22 protein-coding genes and 2 pseudogenes are annotated in these 18,528 nt (G+C 42.1%); 17 read left to right on the top strand and 7 right to left on the bottom strand.

Annotated elements, in window-relative coordinates; all coding sequences use genetic code 11:
- Positions 1–369 precede the first annotated feature (369 nt).
- Positions 370–501: pseudogene (locus V7K97_RS03895) on the top strand (RNA-guided endonuclease TnpB family protein); the annotation flags it as partial.
- 11 nt (positions 502–512) lie between these two features.
- Here the strand turns inward: V7K97_RS03895 and V7K97_RS03890 are convergent.
- Complete coding sequence (locus V7K97_RS03890; protein ID WP_334799382.1) at positions 513–1,919, bottom strand: 1-acyl-sn-glycerol-3-phosphate acyltransferase; 1,407 nt, start codon at positions 1,917–1,919, stop codon at positions 513–515.
- 105 nt (positions 1,920–2,024) lie between these two features.
- Positions 2,025–2,471, bottom strand: a complete 447-nt coding sequence (locus V7K97_RS03885; protein WP_334799381.1) for a DUF2127 domain-containing protein — start codon at positions 2,469–2,471, stop codon at positions 2,025–2,027.
- A 619-nt stretch (positions 2,472–3,090) separates the two neighbouring features.
- Here V7K97_RS03885 and gatB point away from each other — a divergent pair.
- Together gatB and V7K97_RS03875 are read left to right on the top strand one after the other, a co-directional pair.
- Complete coding sequence (gatB, locus tag V7K97_RS03880) at positions 3,091–4,566, top strand: Asp-tRNA(Asn)/Glu-tRNA(Gln) amidotransferase subunit GatB (protein ID WP_334799384.1); 1,476 nt, start codon at positions 3,091–3,093, stop codon at positions 4,564–4,566.
- Positions 4,567–4,937: 371 nt separating this feature from the next.
- The gene (locus tag V7K97_RS03875) at positions 4,938–5,396 is read left to right on the top strand and encodes an EVE domain-containing protein (protein WP_442936828.1); all 459 of its coding nucleotides are present in this window, start codon (positions 4,938–4,940) and stop codon (positions 5,394–5,396) included.
- Between the two features lie 107 nt (positions 5,397–5,503).
- Here V7K97_RS03875 and V7K97_RS03870 read toward each other — a convergent pair whose 3' ends face one another.
- Positions 5,504–5,938 carry a hypothetical protein gene (locus tag V7K97_RS03870; protein ID WP_334799379.1) on the bottom strand — a complete coding sequence of 145 codons (435 nt, stop codon included), beginning with the start codon at positions 5,936–5,938 and terminating at the stop codon, positions 5,504–5,506.
- 119 nt (positions 5,939–6,057) lie between these two features.
- Between V7K97_RS03870 and V7K97_RS03865 the strand changes: the two genes are divergently transcribed.
- Together V7K97_RS03865 and V7K97_RS03860 are read left to right on the top strand one after the other, a co-directional pair.
- Positions 6,058–7,908, top strand: coding sequence for a S8 family peptidase (locus V7K97_RS03865; RefSeq protein WP_334799378.1), 1,851 nt, complete (start codon positions 6,058–6,060; stop codon positions 7,906–7,908).
- Between the two features lie 140 nt (positions 7,909–8,048).
- Complete coding sequence (locus V7K97_RS03860) at positions 8,049–8,282, top strand: hypothetical protein (RefSeq protein WP_334799377.1); 234 nt, start codon at positions 8,049–8,051, stop codon at positions 8,280–8,282.
- On the opposite strand, the gene V7K97_RS03855 is transcribed toward V7K97_RS03860, so the two are convergent.
- On the bottom strand, positions 8,269–8,592 hold the full coding sequence (locus V7K97_RS03855; protein WP_334799383.1) for a thioredoxin family protein: 324 nt from the start codon (positions 8,590–8,592) through the stop codon (positions 8,269–8,271). The two genes, V7K97_RS03860 and V7K97_RS03855, sit on opposite strands and share 14 nt — an antisense overlap.
- Before the next feature lie 329 nt (positions 8,593–8,921).
- Positions 8,922–9,560, bottom strand: a complete 639-nt coding sequence (locus tag V7K97_RS03850) for a histidine phosphatase family protein (protein WP_334799376.1) — start codon at positions 9,558–9,560, stop codon at positions 8,922–8,924.
- A 99-nt stretch (positions 9,561–9,659) separates the two neighbouring features.
- Between V7K97_RS03850 and V7K97_RS03845 the strand changes: the two genes are divergently transcribed.
- Positions 9,660–9,926 carry a hypothetical protein gene (locus V7K97_RS03845; RefSeq protein ID WP_334799375.1) on the top strand — a complete coding sequence of 89 codons (267 nt, stop codon included), beginning with the start codon at positions 9,660–9,662 and terminating at the stop codon, positions 9,924–9,926.
- 450 nt (positions 9,927–10,376) lie between these two features.
- Here the strand turns inward: V7K97_RS03845 and V7K97_RS03840 are convergent, their stop codons facing one another.
- Positions 10,377–10,559: a CsbD family protein gene (locus V7K97_RS03840; protein WP_334799374.1), complete on the bottom strand. Its 183-nt coding sequence runs from the start codon at positions 10,557–10,559 to the stop codon at positions 10,377–10,379.
- A gap of 345 nt (positions 10,560–10,904) precedes the next feature.
- Positions 10,905–11,369 (bottom strand): hypothetical protein, encoded by a 465-nt coding sequence (locus V7K97_RS03835; protein ID WP_334799373.1) that lies wholly within the window; start codon positions 11,367–11,369, stop codon positions 10,905–10,907.
- 253 nt (positions 11,370–11,622) lie between these two features.
- Here V7K97_RS03835 and uvrB point away from each other — a divergent pair, with 253 nt between their 5' ends.
- The 11 genes and pseudogenes from uvrB (at position 11,623) to V7K97_RS03780 (ending at position 18,492) form a co-directional block, all read left to right on the top strand.
- A complete protein-coding gene (gene uvrB, locus V7K97_RS03830; protein WP_334799372.1) occupies positions 11,623–13,620 on the top strand; it encodes an excinuclease ABC subunit UvrB in 1,998 nt (665 codons plus the stop codon).
- A 56-nt stretch (positions 13,621–13,676) separates the two neighbouring features.
- Positions 13,677–13,877: a hypothetical protein gene (locus V7K97_RS03825; RefSeq protein WP_334799371.1), complete on the top strand. Its 201-nt coding sequence runs from the start codon at positions 13,677–13,679 to the stop codon at positions 13,875–13,877.
- A 1-nt stretch (position 13,878) separates the two neighbouring features.
- Positions 13,879–14,139: pseudogene (locus tag V7K97_RS03820) on the top strand (ParE family toxin-like protein).
- 369 nt (positions 14,140–14,508) lie between these two features.
- Positions 14,509–14,739, top strand: a complete 231-nt coding sequence (locus V7K97_RS03815) for a hypothetical protein (protein ID WP_334799370.1) — start codon at positions 14,509–14,511, stop codon at positions 14,737–14,739.
- Positions 14,736–15,005 carry a ParE family toxin-like protein gene (locus V7K97_RS03810; protein WP_334799369.1) on the top strand — a complete coding sequence of 90 codons (270 nt, stop codon included), beginning with the start codon at positions 14,736–14,738 and terminating at the stop codon, positions 15,003–15,005. Before V7K97_RS03815 ends, V7K97_RS03810 begins: the two co-directional genes overlap by 4 nt.
- Positions 15,006–15,081: 76 nt before the next feature.
- A complete protein-coding gene (locus V7K97_RS03805; protein WP_334799368.1) occupies positions 15,082–15,381 on the top strand; it encodes a Uma2 family endonuclease in 300 nt (99 codons plus the stop codon).
- Positions 15,382–15,530: 149 nt separating this feature from the next.
- Positions 15,531–16,247, top strand: a complete 717-nt coding sequence (locus tag V7K97_RS03800; protein WP_334799367.1) for a hypothetical protein — start codon at positions 15,531–15,533, stop codon at positions 16,245–16,247.
- Positions 16,229–16,873, top strand: coding sequence for a HEPN domain-containing protein (locus V7K97_RS03795; protein ID WP_334799366.1), 645 nt, complete (start codon positions 16,229–16,231; stop codon positions 16,871–16,873). The genes V7K97_RS03800 and V7K97_RS03795 overlap by 19 nt, the downstream gene beginning before the upstream one ends.
- A 335-nt stretch (positions 16,874–17,208) precedes the next feature.
- Positions 17,209–17,439, top strand: coding sequence for a type II toxin-antitoxin system VapB family antitoxin (gene vapB / locus V7K97_RS03790; protein WP_334799365.1), 231 nt, complete (start codon positions 17,209–17,211; stop codon positions 17,437–17,439).
- Complete coding sequence (locus tag V7K97_RS03785) at positions 17,436–17,822, top strand: type II toxin-antitoxin system VapC family toxin (RefSeq protein WP_334799364.1); 387 nt, start codon at positions 17,436–17,438, stop codon at positions 17,820–17,822. The genes vapB and V7K97_RS03785 overlap by 4 nt, the downstream gene beginning before the upstream one ends.
- A 67-nt stretch (positions 17,823–17,889) precedes the next feature.
- Positions 17,890–18,492, top strand: coding sequence for a Uma2 family endonuclease (locus tag V7K97_RS03780; protein ID WP_334799363.1), 603 nt, complete (start codon positions 17,890–17,892; stop codon positions 18,490–18,492).
- The last annotated feature ends 36 nt before the right edge of the window (positions 18,493–18,528 follow it).

Raw genomic sequence — 18,528 nt, 5'->3', positions numbered from 1 at the left:
CTTTGGTAGATTTTCCTTCTCGGTTTAGAGAATACACAATTTCTGGTTCTTGTCAAACTTTTTGTTAAGAAAGATGTTTATAATGGATAGCTTAAGAAGGGGGGCAAAAATCTCTCAAAGTCCCCCTTCTTAAGGGGGATTTAGGGGGATCTTCACGATTTTGGTTTTGTACAAAGATGTGTGTACACCGTAGCCCTGCAAGCGGGGAGGGGAGACTTTGACGTAAGTCAAAGGCGGGGTGAGGTTCTTTTTTTTGATTTATGAAGTCTATTGCTACATTGCGAGAATGCTAAGGGCGTAGGCGTAGCCCGTCGTAGACATCGCTCCACTTAGAATTTGAGGAACGAAACCCAACACTTCCGTGACTTTATCTTGAGATTAGGACTGAGTACGGTAGGGCATACCGGAATTTACGCTACAGGAGATTTGCCCTCTTGGGCAATTGGCGCAAGCCTGTTGTCTAATGGCGAGTCGATGAATGTAGAATCCCCGTTGCTTTAGCACGGGGAGTGTCAACCAATCATCTTCTCTAAAGCGATTTGCAAATCTTTTGTCAAATCGCTCACCCCCTGTCTAGCCGCCAAGCGATCGCCCTGACAATTTTTCCAGCGTTCAGTAACTGAAATTGGCTCCCCCACAGTGATTTGCGTCTGTCGCAAACCTAACCGAGGTCGCCCCGGAAGGGTTGTATCCTGAATTCTAGAAAGCATATCGAATACAAGCAAAGCAGTTTCGGCAAACCGTTCCGCCGTCGGTTGTGACTGAATATAAGTAGCTGTGACTGCAACAAAACTTTCCACTATCCGCATGTGTCGCATCCGCAAATCTGCTTCCTCTGCAATCCAGTCTGCTAAACCGCGTTTGAAGGGTGGTAAAGCATTGATATCTGGCAAATCTTCCCGATAAATGTAATTCCAACCAGCCTCTTCCAATCGGCGACAACGGTCAATAAAATGACCCTGCCCTTGAACTCCAAAATATTGCTCAGTAACTTGTAAAGCCTTATCCAGTAGGCGATGAAGTCGAGCAATTAATACCTGATTCTCAGTAGCAGATTCATCAGTTAAGATGGTTTTTGGGATATCTTGATGATAGAAGCGACGATAAAACTCTTCCATCTCGGTAATCAGATATTCAGCCAACCTTAAGAGGCGTTGATAGTAAATTTCTTCGGGTTCGCCCTGCTCAATTTCCAAAACTTTCAAGCCACTATCAGCTTCCAACTTACTTAAGAGCCAATCCAGTTTAGACCAAGGTGGGTCAACGTAGCGATACTGGATGGCGATCGGTACAATAATTACAGTCTCAGTCCGGTTGGCTTTTTGCAAGTCTTCTACACACCAAAACCCCATTTGAGCAACACCAGGTTCTAAGGGGCTAACAATACCACTATGACCATTAGTACCCCCTTCCGGTGCCACTGCGATCGGTAGTTCACCATTAGCAAACAACTCTCGTGCAGTTTGGATCGCTTGGCGATCTAGTCGTCTACCGCGATGAACCGGTACACCCCCTATCCGTGAGAATAACCAACCCAGCCAATTTCCAGCCCAAACCGTCATACCCCGGTCATAAAGAAAATAGCTGTGAACAAGGGATTTTAGTGTAATACCTTCCTGACGGGCAACTTCTGGCACAATGCGAGAAAGCAAATACAGCATACACAGAGGATCTTCCACCTCTGGGTGGCGAAATGCCAACAAAAAGCGAATTTTTCCAGCCTGGAATTGTTGATAAAGTTCAGCTAATACCTCAACATTCTTGGCTTCAATCTTGACAATACCAGCTGGTAGCCAAGGGCGAGTACGGAACCGTAGTGCGATCGGCAGTAACCACCGAACAATCTGGAGTACCAATGGGTTCAATCGTTGGGGAATAAATTTCAGTGGTGGTTGAGTCGAATGAATCGATTTAGGCAAGTCGCTCTCCAGATTGAATTTCTAGCGATTGTACAATGTGGGGTTTTGGTTTTGCGTAAACCCGCAACTTCTTGTCTTGAAAAGGCAGAAGGCACGAGGTTGGTATTAGTTTGGATGTTTAGGAAAATTTCGTAATAAATAGCCAAACACTGCTAAGTTCAACACAAGAACCAATATTTTTATCGGAGATATACCCCGAATCAACTCATAAATCTCTGGTGGAATACTGATACCGACAAGTACCAATACCAAGACATGTGCCCAACGCTTTTCGTACCACAGACCAACGGCTTCAATAGTACTAACAATAGCATAAATTCCGGCTGCAACACCGCTAAATGCTAGAGTTCTCGGATTTAAATTAATAACTTTCTTTAAAACCCAATCAATAATTATCGATTTACCTTCTAAAACATAATCATCTGAAAAAGCCTCTAGATTTTGATAATTTTTTAATGTCAATAATAAAGCGATCGAAGTAGCCATAAGCAGTAAGGCGGTAAATGTTTTGTAGACAACAATTGCCACTAATCCCAATGGACGCTTTTTCAAATAACCCCCTAAATATAAGCCCAACTTTGATTAACTAACTCTGGATGATGCCAACTAAGACGCTTATTGTAGCAGTTCAACTCCTGATCCAGAGATTTCTCTAACTAACTAAGTATGTATGGCAATTGGATGCAATACATACTTCCCTCTTCCTGAACTCCTTGCCTACAAAGGAAAATAACCCTATTCAGGACAATCTGATACCATATCAGGTCTAGATTGTCCAGCATACATGAAGCGACGTTTAATCACTCGCGACAAACATAAAAGACGGGGAAAATCCAAAAAAATTACCATCCATAATCCAAGATTCTCGCCGGGTTAAGTCTTGAATTATGCTCTGCCATTCAGCTTTTGAAGTCTCAACCCAACCAGGATTTCAGTACCAAGCATCCAAGTGAATCACTTCTAAGCCTAAAATCGTTCCCAGTTCGCGGGCTAGGGTAGATTTACCAGCACCTCCAGAACCAATGATTAAGATTTTCTTCACCTTTGCTTTGCATCTCCCTTTTCAACCTCAAGAGGGTAAGCATTGCTCACCCAAATAACCGTCTTCAGGGCAACTCAATACGCCGCTACAATAGTACCACTACAAGGATTATGCCCAAATATTGAGATTATGACCACTGCTACAACTGTAAAAACTGAGTATGAAGCGATTATTGGTCTAGAAACCCATTGTCAACTGAGTACCAACACCAAAATTTTCTCTAATAGCTCTACAGCATTCGGTGCTGATCCCAATACTAACATTGACCCAGTTTGTATGGGTTTACCTGGGGTCTTACCTGTACTCAATCAAAAAGTATTAGAATACGCCGTCAAGACAGGTTTGGCACTAAATTGTCAAATCGCTAGATATAGCAAATTTGACCGTAAACAGTATTTTTATCCAGATTTACCCAAAAATTACCAAATTTCTCAATATGATCTACCGATCGCAGAACATGGTTGGTTAGAAATTGAGTTGGTAGATGCTGAGGGTAATCTGACTCGCAAACGCATTGGCATCACACGTCTGCACATGGAAGAAGATGCAGGAAAATTGGTACACGCTGGTAGCGATCGCCTTTCTGGTTCTTCCTATTCTCTGGTAGACTACAATCGCGCAGGTATCCCCTTAGTAGAAATTGTTTCGGAACCTGATTTGCGTTCTGGAATAGAAGCTGCTGAATATGCCGAAGAATTACGCCGAATTGTCCGGTATCTCGGCGTGAGTGACGGGAATATGCAAGAAGGATCTCTGCGCTGCGATGTCAACATTTCCGTGCGTCCGGTGGGACGAAAGGAGTTTGGCACCAAGGTAGAAATTAAAAATATGAACTCCTTCAGCGCCATCCAACGGGCGATTGACTACGAAATTGAGCGCCAAATCGCCGCCATTGAAGCAGGCGATCGCATTATCCAAGAAACTCGTCTCTGGGAAGAAGGCGCTCAACGTACAAGTAGTATGCGAGTCAAGGAAGGTTCTAGCGATTACCGTTACTTCCCCGAACCAGATTTAGCACCAATTGAAGTATCAGATGCAGAATTAGCCCAATGGCGTAGCGAATTACCAGAACTACCAGCCCAAAAACGCCATCATTATGAAAACGAGTTGGGGCTTTCGGTTTACGATGCGCGAGTTTTGACAGAAGATCATCCAGTCGCGAAATATTTTGAAACCGCGATCGCGGCGGGAGCAAATCCCAAAGCTGCTGCAAACTGGATTACTCAAGATATTGCAGCATACATTAACAAGCAAAAACTCAGTATCACTGCGATCGCTCTGACTCCCACCAATCTAGCAGATATCATCACTCGCATTGAAACGGGCAAAATTAGCAATGCTCAAGCTAAAGAAAAGCTCCCAGATTTGCTCAGTGGTATTTCTCCTGAGAAAGCCTTTGCAGGTCAAGAGTTAATCACCGATCCTAGTGTACTGGAACCCATCGTTGATGAAGTCATCGCCGCCAATGCTAAAGAAGTAGAAAAGTATCGCAATGGTAACATCAACCTCAAAGGCTTCTTTGTCGGACAAGTTCTGAAAAAGACAGGTAAACGTGCTGATCCTAAGCTGACTAACGAATTAGTAGAGAAAAAACTGAATGCCTAGTGGTTCATGTCATTAATTTTGATGAGTTCGTAGTCAGCACTTCAGTGCTTAAAAATCCAGGGCTAAAGTCCTGACTACGAACTTAAACCTCATCTAAGTTGAGAACCGTAGTTTTTGCCCTCACCCTAAATCCCTCTCCCATGTCTGGGAGAGGGACTTTGAAATTCTGCCTCCCCTTCTCCCAGATATGGGAGAAGGGGTTGGGGGATGAGGGCAAATCCTTTTCATCAGGGAAAAACTACAGGTTTCAAGATAGATATGGTTTACATACTATTTTGTCGGGTGTGTTAGCGGAGCCTAACGCACCCGATGTTGATTTCTATGTGGATTTCAAAAATCAAATCCGAGTCCTATATCCATAACTTGTGTAGATGAATTATTGGCTAATGAAATCAGAACCAGAAGTCTATAGCATTACCGACCTTCAACGGCAGAGCGAGACTATCTGGGACGGTGTTCGCAATTATCAAGCTCGTAACTTTTTGCGCCAAATGAATGAAGGAGACTTAGCTTTTTTCTATCACTCCAACACTAATCCTCTCGGTATTGTTGGATTAATGCGTGTGGTGAAAAAAGATATTGCTGACCCAACCCAGTTTGAGCCAAAAAGTAAATATTATGACCCGAAATCAAATTCCGAATCCCCTCGGTGGCAAACAGTTGTCGTAGAATTCGTTGAGATTTTTTCTAACCCCATCTTGCTATCAACACTCAAAGATGAGTTTAGCGCCGAAGAGCTAATGGTGGTGAGACAAGGAAATCGTTTATCAGTGATGCCTGTCCCTGAAGCAGTAGCTTTGAAGATTCTGGCGATAAAATCTTTTAGTTGAACTAGGGATTGGGTACTGGGGACTAGGGATTGGGGATTGGGGACTGGAGATTCAGACCCCAAACAAATCTTAAAATATTTTCTTCCCCAATACCCATTTCAATATAACTACTGCTGTGGTTGCGATCGCAAGTCTTGTAATACCCTCTGCAAAAACTTACCCCATTCCGCCGCCAAAGGGATTTCTGTAAACGGAACTCGCACTGAGTCAGTAGATTCAGAAAATAGAAACTGTAATTCTATAGAACGACCTTTTTCCGGTATTTTTTCTAAATCTACTTTTTTGTCATCTATCAAAAGATAGATTTGGTTAACATCAAGCAAAGAGAATGTTTCTAGTTTAATCGGCCCTTGAGTCGTGGGTTTTCCCCAAGTTAGATTGTTGCCTTTTTGACCTAATACAGCATAAATATCATATTTAGCCCGTTCAAATTGCTCTGCCCAAGTGCGATAGGCTTCAACTTTTTGATACTCCTTCGAGCCTTGCCAAGCCAACCAGAAAAACATTACTAACAGGGGCAACCACAAAAGACCACGTTCCATCGTTTAAAAAAATCCTGATTCCTAAGGAAACTTGTAACTAAAAGTGCAAAATTCACCAACAATGGATGCAGATAAGTTATGGTAGTGAGCAAACTGGCAAGAAGCGGTGATGAGTTAATATGAGAAAGCTTATATTATTGAGCTTGTTTGTCATTGGGCTGGGATCTGCTATATTTGGTTTCCTGAATTTCCAGGGATTGGCAGGTAAAGGAGAGTTTGAGACGATTTTGCTTGATTTTCGGGAAGATATTCCATCACTTGTGGTGAAACAGGATCTACAAGCGATCGCCAAACAATACAACGTTACACCCCAATTAGACAACAAGTTTTCAGAAAAAGATCATGTTTATATTATCAAGGGCGATCGCCAACGGCTCCAAGAACTGAAAAAATCTCAGTTTGCCCAAGCGACAGAATTCATTGAACCAAACTATATCTACACCAAAATTCCCGAACCAAGCAAAGCCACTTGGCTGGGAGAAATTTTAAGACCCCAAGAAGATGAAGAAGCAAGTCCTTCATTAACTGGCCCCAACGATCAATATTACAGCAAGCAGTGGAACTTGCACAAAATCGGTATTGAAGGCGCATGGAGTCAAACTAAAGGCAGTGGCATCACAGTTGCAGTAATTGACACTGGGATTACCAAGGTGCGGGACTTGTATGAGACAAAATTCGTCAAGGGCTATGATTTTGTTAACGACCGAGAAGAAGCCACAGACGATAACGGCCACGGTACCCATGTTGCCGGAACTATTGCCCAAGCGACCAATAACAAATATGGGGTCGCTGGAATTGCTTACGAAGCTAGTCTGATGCCACTAAAGGTACTCAGTTCAAGTGGCGGTGGTACCGTTGCCGATATTGCCGAAGCGATTAAATTTGCTGCTGATAAAGGCGCAGATGTGATTAATATGAGCTTGGGCGGTGGCGGTGAAAGCAAGTTGATGAAACAAGCGATCGAGTATGCCCATAGAAAAGGTGTAGTTATTATTGCCGCAGCCGGGAATGAAAACACCAATGGGGCAAGTTATCCAGCCCGCTATCCCTACGTCATCGGTGTTTCGGCAATTGGCCCAGATGGCGAAAGGGCACCCTATTCTAACTTTGGTGCAGGGATAGATATATCTGCTCCTGGTGGTAGTCAAGCTGGTCAGATTCTCCAAGAAACCATCAATGAAAAGGGCGAAGGCGTATTTCTTGGCTTACAAGGTACAAGCATGGCTTCTCCCCACGTTGCCGGGGTTGCAGCATTAATTAAAGCTGCTGGCATCAAAGAACCAGATGAAATTTTAAAAGTCCTTAAGCAGTCAGCGCTAGTTATCCAGGATGATGGTTTGAACTATTATGGCGCTGGACAACTTAATGCAGCAGCAGCAGTTAAACTAGCCTTCCAGGGGCAAATCAGTTTCCCAGATTTCTTCCGGTGGTTACGGGATAGCGGCTATATTAACCCCGGCTTTTGGATTGATGGCGGTGCGATCGCACTATTACCTAAGATTTTAATGGTAGTTGGTTCCTATCTGCTGGCTTGGTTTTTACGAGTTTACTTCCCCTTCACTTGGAGTTGGTCTTTATTCAGTGGATTAATTGCCGGCAGTTCTGGGTTATTCTTCCTCAAGGGAATCTATATTTTTGATCTTCCCCAATGGCCTTTCCGAGTTTTGGGCAGTTCAATTCCCGAACTAGGGAATACCCTCCAAGGAACTGATGCATTGAATCCCCTGTTTGCTAGCGTACTAATTCCCATTGTGTTAATGGCATTGCTGCTGGGACATCCTAGTTGGAAATGGTTTGCCATTGGTTCAAGCTTAGGTATAGCAGCGTGTTTAACTGTAAGTGCATTTTTCGATCCAGCAGTTTGGGGATTAGGAAGTGGTAACTTAGCACGCCTCTTCCTTATTGCCAATGCCCTAATCTGTTATGGACTTGTTCGTTTAGCATTGAAAAACGAAGAGAAAATAGCATAGAAGGAGACTGGGGACTAGGTATCTGGGACTGGGGATTGGGAAAATTCTTCCTTAGTCCCCAATCACCAGTCCCCAGCGATGCACTGAGCTTGTCGAAGTGTCCTCAATCCCCAATACCTAATCCCCAACTCAGAACTGTTATGAGCATTACACTTACAGGTACAATCGAACGCCGTGATATTGGTATGGGCGCCTGGGCGTTCGTCACAGAAGAGGGCGTTACTTACGAAATCCTTAAAGGGGCTGACAAAGACTTACTCAAAGCCGGACAAAAAGCAAAAGTTAAAGGACAGGTACGCGAAGATGTCATGACTATTGCCATGATTGGCCCTGTTTTAGAGGTCAAATCTTTTGAGTTAATTAGTTCTGATTAGCTGTCGAATTCAGAACCTCTTGCAGACGGCTTCTAAACTCCCCTTTGGGATGACCTCCTTTCACCTCACCCACAATCTGAAATTCCCCTTCTGGAGAATTGCACAGAATGTAAGTAGGCCATCCCATTTCTGATTTATCGGGATATTGAGTCAATAAAATCTTGCGATACTTGCGGTAAGCAGACGTATCTTGCATTTTTACATCAATAAATTCTAAACCCAGTTCTTCAGCCACCTTTTTGTCATAAAAAGACATTTTGTGGCAGATGCCGCACTCTTCTGAAGAGAACTTAATTACAGCTAAACTCATGGGTTGGCTACTCTTTGATTCTAGGCAAAGTTTTTTAGCATAATGCCATGAAATAATACCATATAGCTGGCCATTAGTGTCAACTTCCGGCTGAAACCCTGATCTAGTATTTTTTCCTCCTTCCCTACTAGTGGAAAGATGCCCGAATGTTGCGATATTCATCACTACAAGCCAGTGATTTGGAACTGCGATCGCAACAATTGTCATCTTATTATATTTTGAAAATCGCGATCAACATTCTCCGCAAATATACTGAGCCAGCGAGCGAGGGGTAGCAAGGAAAAAATAATAACGTACAGACGCGATTAATCGCGTCTCTCCAAACTCCCTCACGTTCCCGGTAAATTTCGCAACCGCTCATCCAAATGACTACGATCTGCCAAAACCTTTAACAACGGTCCATGTGAGGTAAATTCTACAATACTGACCGAAGCAACAGGGCATCCCAAACGAAAACGGAAGCGTCCCACATCAATCCCCAGTAAACTACACAGAATAGTTCTGATAGTTGCCTTGTGAGAAACCGCTAACACATTGCCACTGCTGTAATTTTGCTTAATTTCTTCAATTACCTGTATGGCGCGAGAAGCAATTGTAACCGCCATTTCTCCACCAGTTGGCGCATTCCAAGCCGGATCTGCTGACCAGCGAATATAATCATCGTGATATTCACGGCTAATTACTTCTGGGGTTTTTCCTTCCCACAAGCCATAGTTGATTTCCTTCAAACCATCCCTAAGTTGTGGTTCCATCCCTATGGATGCACATAAAGGTTTTGCTGTCAATACAGTTCGCTCCATTGGACTACAAAATATTGCTGTCCAAGGTGTAGAACTATATGCAGATGCAAAAGCCTTTCCCATCTCCAAGCCTTCTGGGGTAAGTTGTGAGTCTATGGAACCACAAAAGGAATTATTGCGACTGTATTCTGTCTGTCCGTGACGGAGAAAATAAAGAGTTAGGCTCATAGTATGTTCTCATCAATTGTAAATTTCAGAGCGCTAATAATTCAGATGTAGCTGAAGATAGTTAATGCCTGTGGTATAATACTACAATTTGATGGTATTTTGAATAATTTTATAATTGGGCAAGGTTGTGTCACCGATAGCGTTCGCGTCGTGTCACAGCCCATCGGAGATATTGCCATTTCAAGAGTATCTATTGGTGCAGCGATCGCTTTTGATTTTATTAGTTGCAAAAACAATTGTAGGTTGGGTGGAGGCTTTGCCAAAGCCAACATCCTCATATCTGTTGGGTTGCGCTCCGCTCCACCCAACCTACGTCTAATGCACTATTTTAGCTGTGTCGTTCCAGTAGGGTGTGTTATGCCGTAGGCTAACGCACCATTGCAAGGTTGTGATGCGTTACGCTCTGCTAACACACCCTACAAAACTTACAAACAAAGTCTAAAAGCTAGCTTAACAAGAGACCTCTTGCAAAAGTCCTTAACACCCCACCCCCAACCCCTAAGAGCAAGCGGAGAGGGGAGCGTTTGCTTTACTCAAATGCGGGGTGGGGTTATTTATTTTTGATTTATGCAAGAGGTCTAAGGTAATATAGTTAAATTCTGTAAGTGTTAAAATTTTTTGGGAAGTGCAGAGACGTAATTAATTACGTCTCTGCTACAAAAATTCTGCAAATCAAGTTTATACTCTATTTTCTACCCCTTGCTCAGGGAATATGAAAAGAGTTAAGCTTGGTTCTCAAACAACTCATGTTTTTCTGCAAAAATACAATCCACCCCATTTATATCCCTAGAGTTTCTGCAAAAAAATTATGAATTGTTAGTCAATGTTTTTCTTCACACTATCTTTCACGTCTTCAATCCCATGACGTACTTCGCTTTCAGCTTGCTTTGCCTTACCTTTGGCTTTATCTTCAGGATCGCCAGTGACATTTCCTAATGCTTCTTGGGCTTTACCTTCAACATTTTTAGCAGCTGCTTTAGCGCGATCTTCTATGCTCATTTTGTACTCCTGATTTAATGAAAAATTACTTTCAAAGCTATAAACTAACTTTGAAATCCTTTGTTATTACTCTTACACAGTAGCTTAAGATTTTTGCTCAAGCCTTCCACCACAAGGTATATTAAACAATTAAAAATTAAAAATTAAAAATTAAAACTGCAAAAAAGTAATTGTACTAAGCATCCTGGCTGTTGGCTAAACGTAAATTAAAACAAGAACAGTTTAGTTGCCTATGCTAAAAGACATAGAACAAGTGCAAATATCAGAATCTATACTTTTAATTAGCTAAAAAAACCCAGTTTCTTAGAGAAACTGGGTTAATAAAGTTATGGGGATATTTTTTGTCTAATCTAGAAAACCCATAAGGGTTTCAGAATTATCAACCTCATTTGATGCTATCGGACGGTTCCCAAATGATGAATAGTTTTCAGAAATTGCCAATGAACTTGAGGCAATTGGACGAATCCCAGAGAGATTTATGCTTTCAACTACTTGGAATGTATTAGCGCCAATTGGACGAATACCCATTGCGTTATAAGTTTCAACTACTTCTAACGTACTGGTGCTAACGGGACGCACCCCAGCAATTGAGAGGTGTTCAGCAACTTCTAAGTCGCTAGCGCCTATGGGACGAATTCCAGAAATAGCGAGTGTCCCAGTAGCTCCCACTGGCAGTTCACTAACTTCCTCGACTTTATCAGCATTCAAGCTCTGGTCTTGTTGATTTTCAACTTCCTCTGTACTTTCCCCTGGAGACTTGGCATTGTTTTGCCGAGAACCAATTGCTTTGCCAGCGCTACTAATAGCCATAAACGAACACCTCTGGTTTGTTAATTGAATTTTACAATAATTAAGGAAAGATGAAATTTTTTTCCATATACCTTAGAGTTTAACCTTAAAAAACCTCATATAGATATAAGAATCTTTAAAACAGATACATAAGTAAATTTAAAGCATTAATTTTTATAAATAATTATTACTATTTATTTGGTCTAATAAGCCAGCTAGAATGGATACAGGGCGGAATCGTCACCATGAAATAGGGTATTTCCAGCAAAACTGTATGACAGAATTTTGTCTTCAAGCTCCCTTTAGTCCCACAGGCGATCAACCACAAGCGATCGCACAATTGACTGCTAGTATCCAATCAGGCAATCGTTACCAAACTTTACTAGGAGCCACTGGAACTGGTAAGACATTTTCGGTAGCAGCAGTTATTGAGAAAATTGGCAAGCCTACTTTAGTTCTGGCCCATAACAAAACCCTGGCTGCACAGCTTTGTAACGAGTTGCGAGATTTCTTTCCCAACAACGCAGTCGAGTACTTTGTCAGCTACTACGATTACTATCAGCCAGAAGCGTATATTCCCGTTACCGATACTTATATTGAAAAAACGGCAGCAATTAATGATGAAATAGATATGTTGCGGCATTCAGCGACGCGATCGCTTTTTGAACGCCGTGATGTCATTGTCGTTGCTTCCATCAGTTGCATCTACGGTTTAGGAATGCCAGCAGAATATCTGAAAGCTGCCATCCCCCTTCAGATAGGTATGGAAGTAAATCAACGCCAAATTTTACGAGATTTGGCAAATGTTCAATATAGCCGCAATGACATCGAAATGGGTCGAGGAAAGTTTCGCGTCCGAGGCGATGTCTTAGAAATTGGCCCAGCTTATGAAGACCGGATTATTCGCGTAGAATTCTTTGGTGATGAAATTGACGCGATTCGCTATATTGACCCGGTGACAGGGGAAATTCTCAAAAGTTTGGAAGCGGTAAATATTTACCCTGCACGTCACTTTGTCACCCCAGAAGAACGGTTAGAAGTCGCTTGTCACGACATCGCCGCCGAATTAAAACAGCAAAAATTAGACTTAGAACAAGCTGGGAAACTATTAGAAGCGCAACGCATAGATCAACGTACACGCTATGACTTGGAAATGCTACGCGAAGTAGGTTATTGCAACGGCGTTGAGAATTATTCCCGTCACTTAGCAGGAAGACAACCTGGAGAATCACCAGAATGTTTAATCGATTATTTTCCTAAAGATTGGCTATTAATTATCGATGAATCTCACGTTACCGTACCCCAAATTCGCGGGATGTATAACGGCGATCAAGCGAGAAAAAAAGTTTTAATTGAACATGGATTTCGTCTCCCTAGCGCTGCTGATAACCGTCCTTTAAAAGCTGAAGAATTCTGGCAAAAGATGAATCAGTGTATTTTTGTTTCAGCAACTCCCGGAAATTGGGAATTAGAAATTTCTGAAGATCATGTAATCGAACAAGTGATTCGACCAACTGGGGTGGTTGATCCAGAAATTTCTGTGCGTCCTACAGAAGGGCAAATTGATGATTTATTGGGAGAAATTAAAGATAGAGCCGATCGCCATGAACGAGTGTTAATTACCACATTAACCAAACGCATGGCGGAAGATTTAACCGAATATTTGCAAGACCACGGTATCAGGGTACGGTATTTACATTCTGAGATTACTTCGATTGAGCGTATTGAGATTTTGCAGAATTTGCGCGAGGGAAAATTTGATGTATTGGTTGGTGTGAATTTGCTGCGGGAAGGCTTGGATTTACCCGAAGTTTCCTTAGTAGCAATTATGGATGCAGATAAAGAAGGTTTTTTGCGAACCGAGCGTTCTTTAATTCAAACTATTGGTAGAGCCGCGCGTCACGTGCAGGGACAAGCGATTTTGTATGCCGATAATATGACAGGTAGCATGATTAAAGCTATTGATGAAACAGACAGGCGGCGGGGGATTCAAACAGCACATAATCGACTGCATGGGATTACACCACAACCGATTGTAAAAAAATCAAGTAATGCGATTTTGGCTTTTTTGGATGTATCTCGGCGGTTAAATGCCACTGACTTGAAAATAGTAGATGAACATCTAGATGAGCTGCCATTAGAACAGATTCCAGGGTTGATTACTCTGTTAGAAGCGCAGATGAAAGAGGCGGCGAAGAAACTGGAATTTGAAGAGGCGGGTAAATTGCGCGATCGCATTAAACATCTGCGAGATAAAATGTTAGGACGTTAGTGCTTGGTCGGGGTAGCAATAAAAATAGTGCAGTTTGAAACCGAAGCAACCGAAATATGTCAACCCTTGAACAAATTGAAGCAGCGATTCTTACGCTTCCAGCAGATGAGTTTCAGCGACTCAAGCAGTGGTTATTTGATGTTGATTACCAGCGTTGGGATGAGCAGTTAGAGCAAGACATCGCAGACGGAAAATTAGACGCTTTGGCAGAAGAAGCGATTGTTGAATTCAAGGCGGGTCACTGCCGGGAAATCTAGAATGCATTACACGACACGAAGATTTTGGAAGTGTTATGACACTCTATCTGCAACCGTTCAGGATACGGCAGACCAGTGTTACGAGCTTCTGAAAACTGACCCGTCTCATCCATCATTGCACTTCAAAAAGATTGGTAAAAAGTATTGATCAGTTCGAGCCGGGTTAGACTATCGAGCTTTGGGTGTTGAGGTAGAAGGTGGTATTTCTTGGTTTTGGATCGGAACTCATGCAGAGTACGACAAGTTAGTTGGTAAGTTATAAACATCGACACAACAACCCTCTTGCAGCAGATGGTTACAAATCTCTGGTGCTGAGTTCGAGGTTGCTTGCCGCCGTTGATTTGAGGCGTTCATGACTTACTGAAGCGATCGCATTAAACATCTGCGGGATAAAATGTTAGGACGTTAACGTGAATCTTCTGCTCACGAATCAGTAATTGCCCCCACATAAAGGTTATTACGTCAACCCTTATGTGACAAAAGACATCGCCAGAAAGCACCTGCGGGATAAAATGTTAGGACGTTAATGTGAATCTTCTGCTGACCAATATTCGCCTAATTAGTGTTCAAGAATATCACCAAGAAGCGATAATGGATCAGATGCCATTTACGTTTTAAGAGTGTGGTAGCCATGACTGAGTTACTTGAGCGTGCGATCGCCCAACTAAAAACTCTCCCTGTTGCTGAACAGGATGCGATCGCTACTCGTCTACTTGCCGAGATGGAGGATGAGCAAAGATGGAAGGCTCAGTTTGAATCTACAACAGATGCTCAGTGGGATCGTCTAGCTGATATGGTACGGCAGGAAATTACTGCTGGCGACATCACTCCTTTAGCTGAGGTTTTTCCCTCTGAGCAATGAAGTCAAGTGTTACGAAGGTATTTCGCAAGAAACTTGATGAGCTTCCTGCATCAGTTCAAGAGCAAGCGGCCAAAAGCTATGCTCTTTGGCGTTCAGATCCTTACCACAATAGTCTTCAGTTCAAACGAGTTAGCCAGCGCCAACCAATCTATTCGGCTCGTGTTAGTTTAGACTACCGCGTTCTTGGCTTGTTGCAGGATGATCACATTTACTGGTTCTGGATTGGCGCACATACAGAGTATGACGAGTTGCTTCAAAGGTTGTAGCGCCAGTAGCCTAACCGTTAGCTTGATCGCATCAAACATCTGCGGGATAAAATGCTAGGACGTTAACGTGAATCTTATGCTGACCAATATTCGCCTAATTAGTGTTCAAGAATATCACCAAATGGCGGAAATGGGAATTTTTCATCCTGAAGAACGCTTAGAATTAATCGCGGGACAAATCATCAGAATGTCAGCAAAAGGAACTGCTCACGAGTCAGCGATTACCCGCACAGAAAGGTTATTACGTCAACGTTTGGGTGACAAACTTTTATTAAGAATCCAGTCACCAGTGCAACTTGACGATTACTCGGAACCAGAACCAGATATTTCAGTGGTGAAGCTGAATCCATCCTATAACTCAATACAGTTCAGTTAAGCATTTTCTCCTTCTCTCTGCGTTCTCTGTGCCTCTGCGGTTCGTTAAAAAAATTAACCTTCCCAAAGAGTTTTAGCCTTAACTGAACCGTATTGTCCTATAACTGTCAAATCTATTAAAGTATAGAGATCACAATATAAGGTGCAAGAATGTTTTTGGATAAGGATTTAATTGGTCAACAAAAAGATGTAGAATTATTTAATAACATTGGTAATTTAGATGATATTGAAGGTCGTTTGACTGTTTGGCTTACTATTAATCCAACTCCACGACTTCATTGGGAATTTGAAGCAGCTAGAGGAGAATATAACTTTGATTGTCTCTCTTTTTCACCTCCAAATAAATTGAATTCTTGGGATGCTTCAGATCCTCTACTTGTTGTAGAAAAACCAACGTTCACATTTCGAGGTGGACGACGGCGGCAAAGTCGTGGTTATGCAGAACAGGTTGTATATGGGGATATTAAATCAAATGCCCACTATTTTGATTTCTACTTGCCAAATACAGACTTTTTGAGAGAGGCTACAGGTAGTAACCTTGTAGCCATCACTAAGGCTTTGAAATGTGAATCATTTAAAGTAGAGATTGGGAGTGATTGGAGTGTTGAATTTTCTACAAACCAGGAAGCTTTAGATTGGTTGAAGCCAGAAGTTCAGAATAGGGGTTCAATGATTACATTGAAAATTCGCCTCTTCCAGACCAAACAACCTTCTACAGAGATTCATGATCTATTAAATATTTCCTTGTCTGATTCTAGTAAAATGTTATCATATTTATGTTTGATGCTGTCATATATAAATGGTGGATATATTAAACCAGTTTATGCGATTGCAAAAAAATTTTGGATATGGGAACAGACCAAATAAGTATAGAAGATGTAGCATCATTGGCTGAGGCTCCTTTGATAGTTCCACAGGAGGAATTAGGACAAGGTTGCATTAGATATTTTGGCATGAAAGACTTGTTAAATTTTGTTCAATGCTTTCCGAATTTTCAGCGAATGCTTCAAACTCCTCATTGGTATGAGAAGTGGATTGTGCTTCTTGAGTGGTATTTTCAAGCAATTCCAAGAGCATCTGGACGCAGAAGGAATGTTTTGCTTCCTGTTGTAGCTAACGCACTTGGAACGTTGTTAGAAAATCTTGCGCGAATAATTTTAGTAGAAGAAGGAACCTTCAGTAACAATCAATTCAATGAACTCTCCTTAAAGGGACGTATTAACGAACTTCTCAATCGTTTAGGCATATCAGGTGATAATTCAGTAGTAGATCACTTTGTGACTATCCGAAACAATTCAACTCACGCCAAGTCCACCTCAATGTCATTAACTGAGATGCAACAGTGGGAAATAGTGCAGAAAGCAGTTCAATGGGTGGACGAGGTAGTTTTGTGGAGGCTTGGTTACGGAGGACAATACCGAGAGAGAAACCTACAATCAATTCAGAGTATTCAACCCCGTTATGACCTTTCGCAACGCGATCCAAATTGGTAGATAGCGAGCAGCATAAAAACCCCAATGTACCCGACCACTGGAAGGCTATCTGCTTGCTGTTTAGGGTTATCTGCCGTGGGTAATTGGGAATGTTAATATCGACTTGCTGAAGCGATCGCCTAATTTGCTACACATCTGAAAAGCACATACCACTTCTAACCAGCATCATCGCCTACAATAGCGATTCTGACAGAGTGTGCGACACCGAATAGCCCGTCGTAGACATTGCCCATTTGTACCACGAAGTGCAGTTTGAAACCAAAGCCACCGAAAAATAAAATCCCTTCCATAAATTCCCCTAAAATTACAAGCAGGAGAACCTCTCAGGAGAAATCATGGCTATTGATGCAGAAATTTTACAAACACTAGATCAAATGCCAGAGACACTCAAAGAAGAACTCTTGCATTATGCCAAATATTTAATTGAGAATTATTCAAAGGCTGTTTCCCAGGAAAGTTTACAACAAGAAAAGCATCGCTCTGGTATCTTAAAAGGAACTTTTGTTTTACCTTTAGCTGATGACTTTGATGAACCTCTCGAAGTTTTTAAGGAATATATGGAATGAGTGGTTTGCTTTTAGATACTCATGCTTTTATCTGGCTAACTGAAAATGACTCCAGCCTTCCAGATAATCTGAGGATAATGATCAATACCGCAGATATCGTTTATCTCAGTATCGCTAGTCTTGGGGAAATTGCCATCAAGTTGAACCTTGGCAAATTATCGCTTCAACAGAGCTATGAAACGATAGGTTCTGCGATCGACACTTCAGATATCCTCATGCTTCCGATATCTTTTGCAGATACGGTTCAAGTTCGGAATCTCCCGCTACATCATGGTGATCCATTTGATCGAATGTTGATTGCACAGGCTATCAATCACTCCTTAATTATTATTAGCAGGGATAAAAAATTCGATGCTTATTCTGTTCAGAGGATGTGGGAATAGTCATACCAAAAGAAAACGTCCATTTTTCGCTATCCTAAATAAAGTGAATCATTAAGAGATCGCGCCGATGGTTGCTTTACCCGACAACATTTTGATGAGTGCAGAGGAATATCTGGTTTGGGAACCTACCCAAGAGGAACGCTACGAGTATTGGGATGGCGAAGTTGTGATGATGAGTGGTGCTACACGCAACCATAATCGGATTTCTGGAAATTTCTTTAAACTCTTAGATGATGCCCTAGCCGATGTCTACGACGGGCGTAGATGCAGCACCTGCGAAGTATACATTGTAGATGTGAAGGTGCAGATAGAACCGGGGCAAAAGTATTTTTATCCAGATGTGGTGGTGACTTGCGATGAACGCGATGACGATCCACAATTGGTACAATTTCCCTGTTTAATTATCGAAGCGCTATCACCTTCAACAGAAGCAGCCGATAGGGGGAAAAAGTTTGCCAAATATCGCCAATCTTCAACCTTGCAAGAATATGTCTTAGTACAAGTAGCCCAACCGATTGTAGAAGTGTTTCGGCGCAACGAACAGGGAAAATGGGTGCTGTCAGAGTATAATTTGGATGAGATATTGCGACTGGAATCTGTAGATGTAGAAATAGCGATCGCCCATTTGTACCGACAAGTGCAGTTTGAAACCGCAGCCACCGAAAATTAACATGATAGATAGTCAATCTTTGAATTTCATACTATC

Source organism: Nostoc sp. (assembly GCF_036917815.1).
Classification (GTDB): domain Bacteria; phylum Cyanobacteriota; class Cyanobacteriia; order Cyanobacteriales; family Nostocaceae; genus Nostoc.
This window is presented reverse-complemented; position numbering and strand designations above follow the sequence as displayed.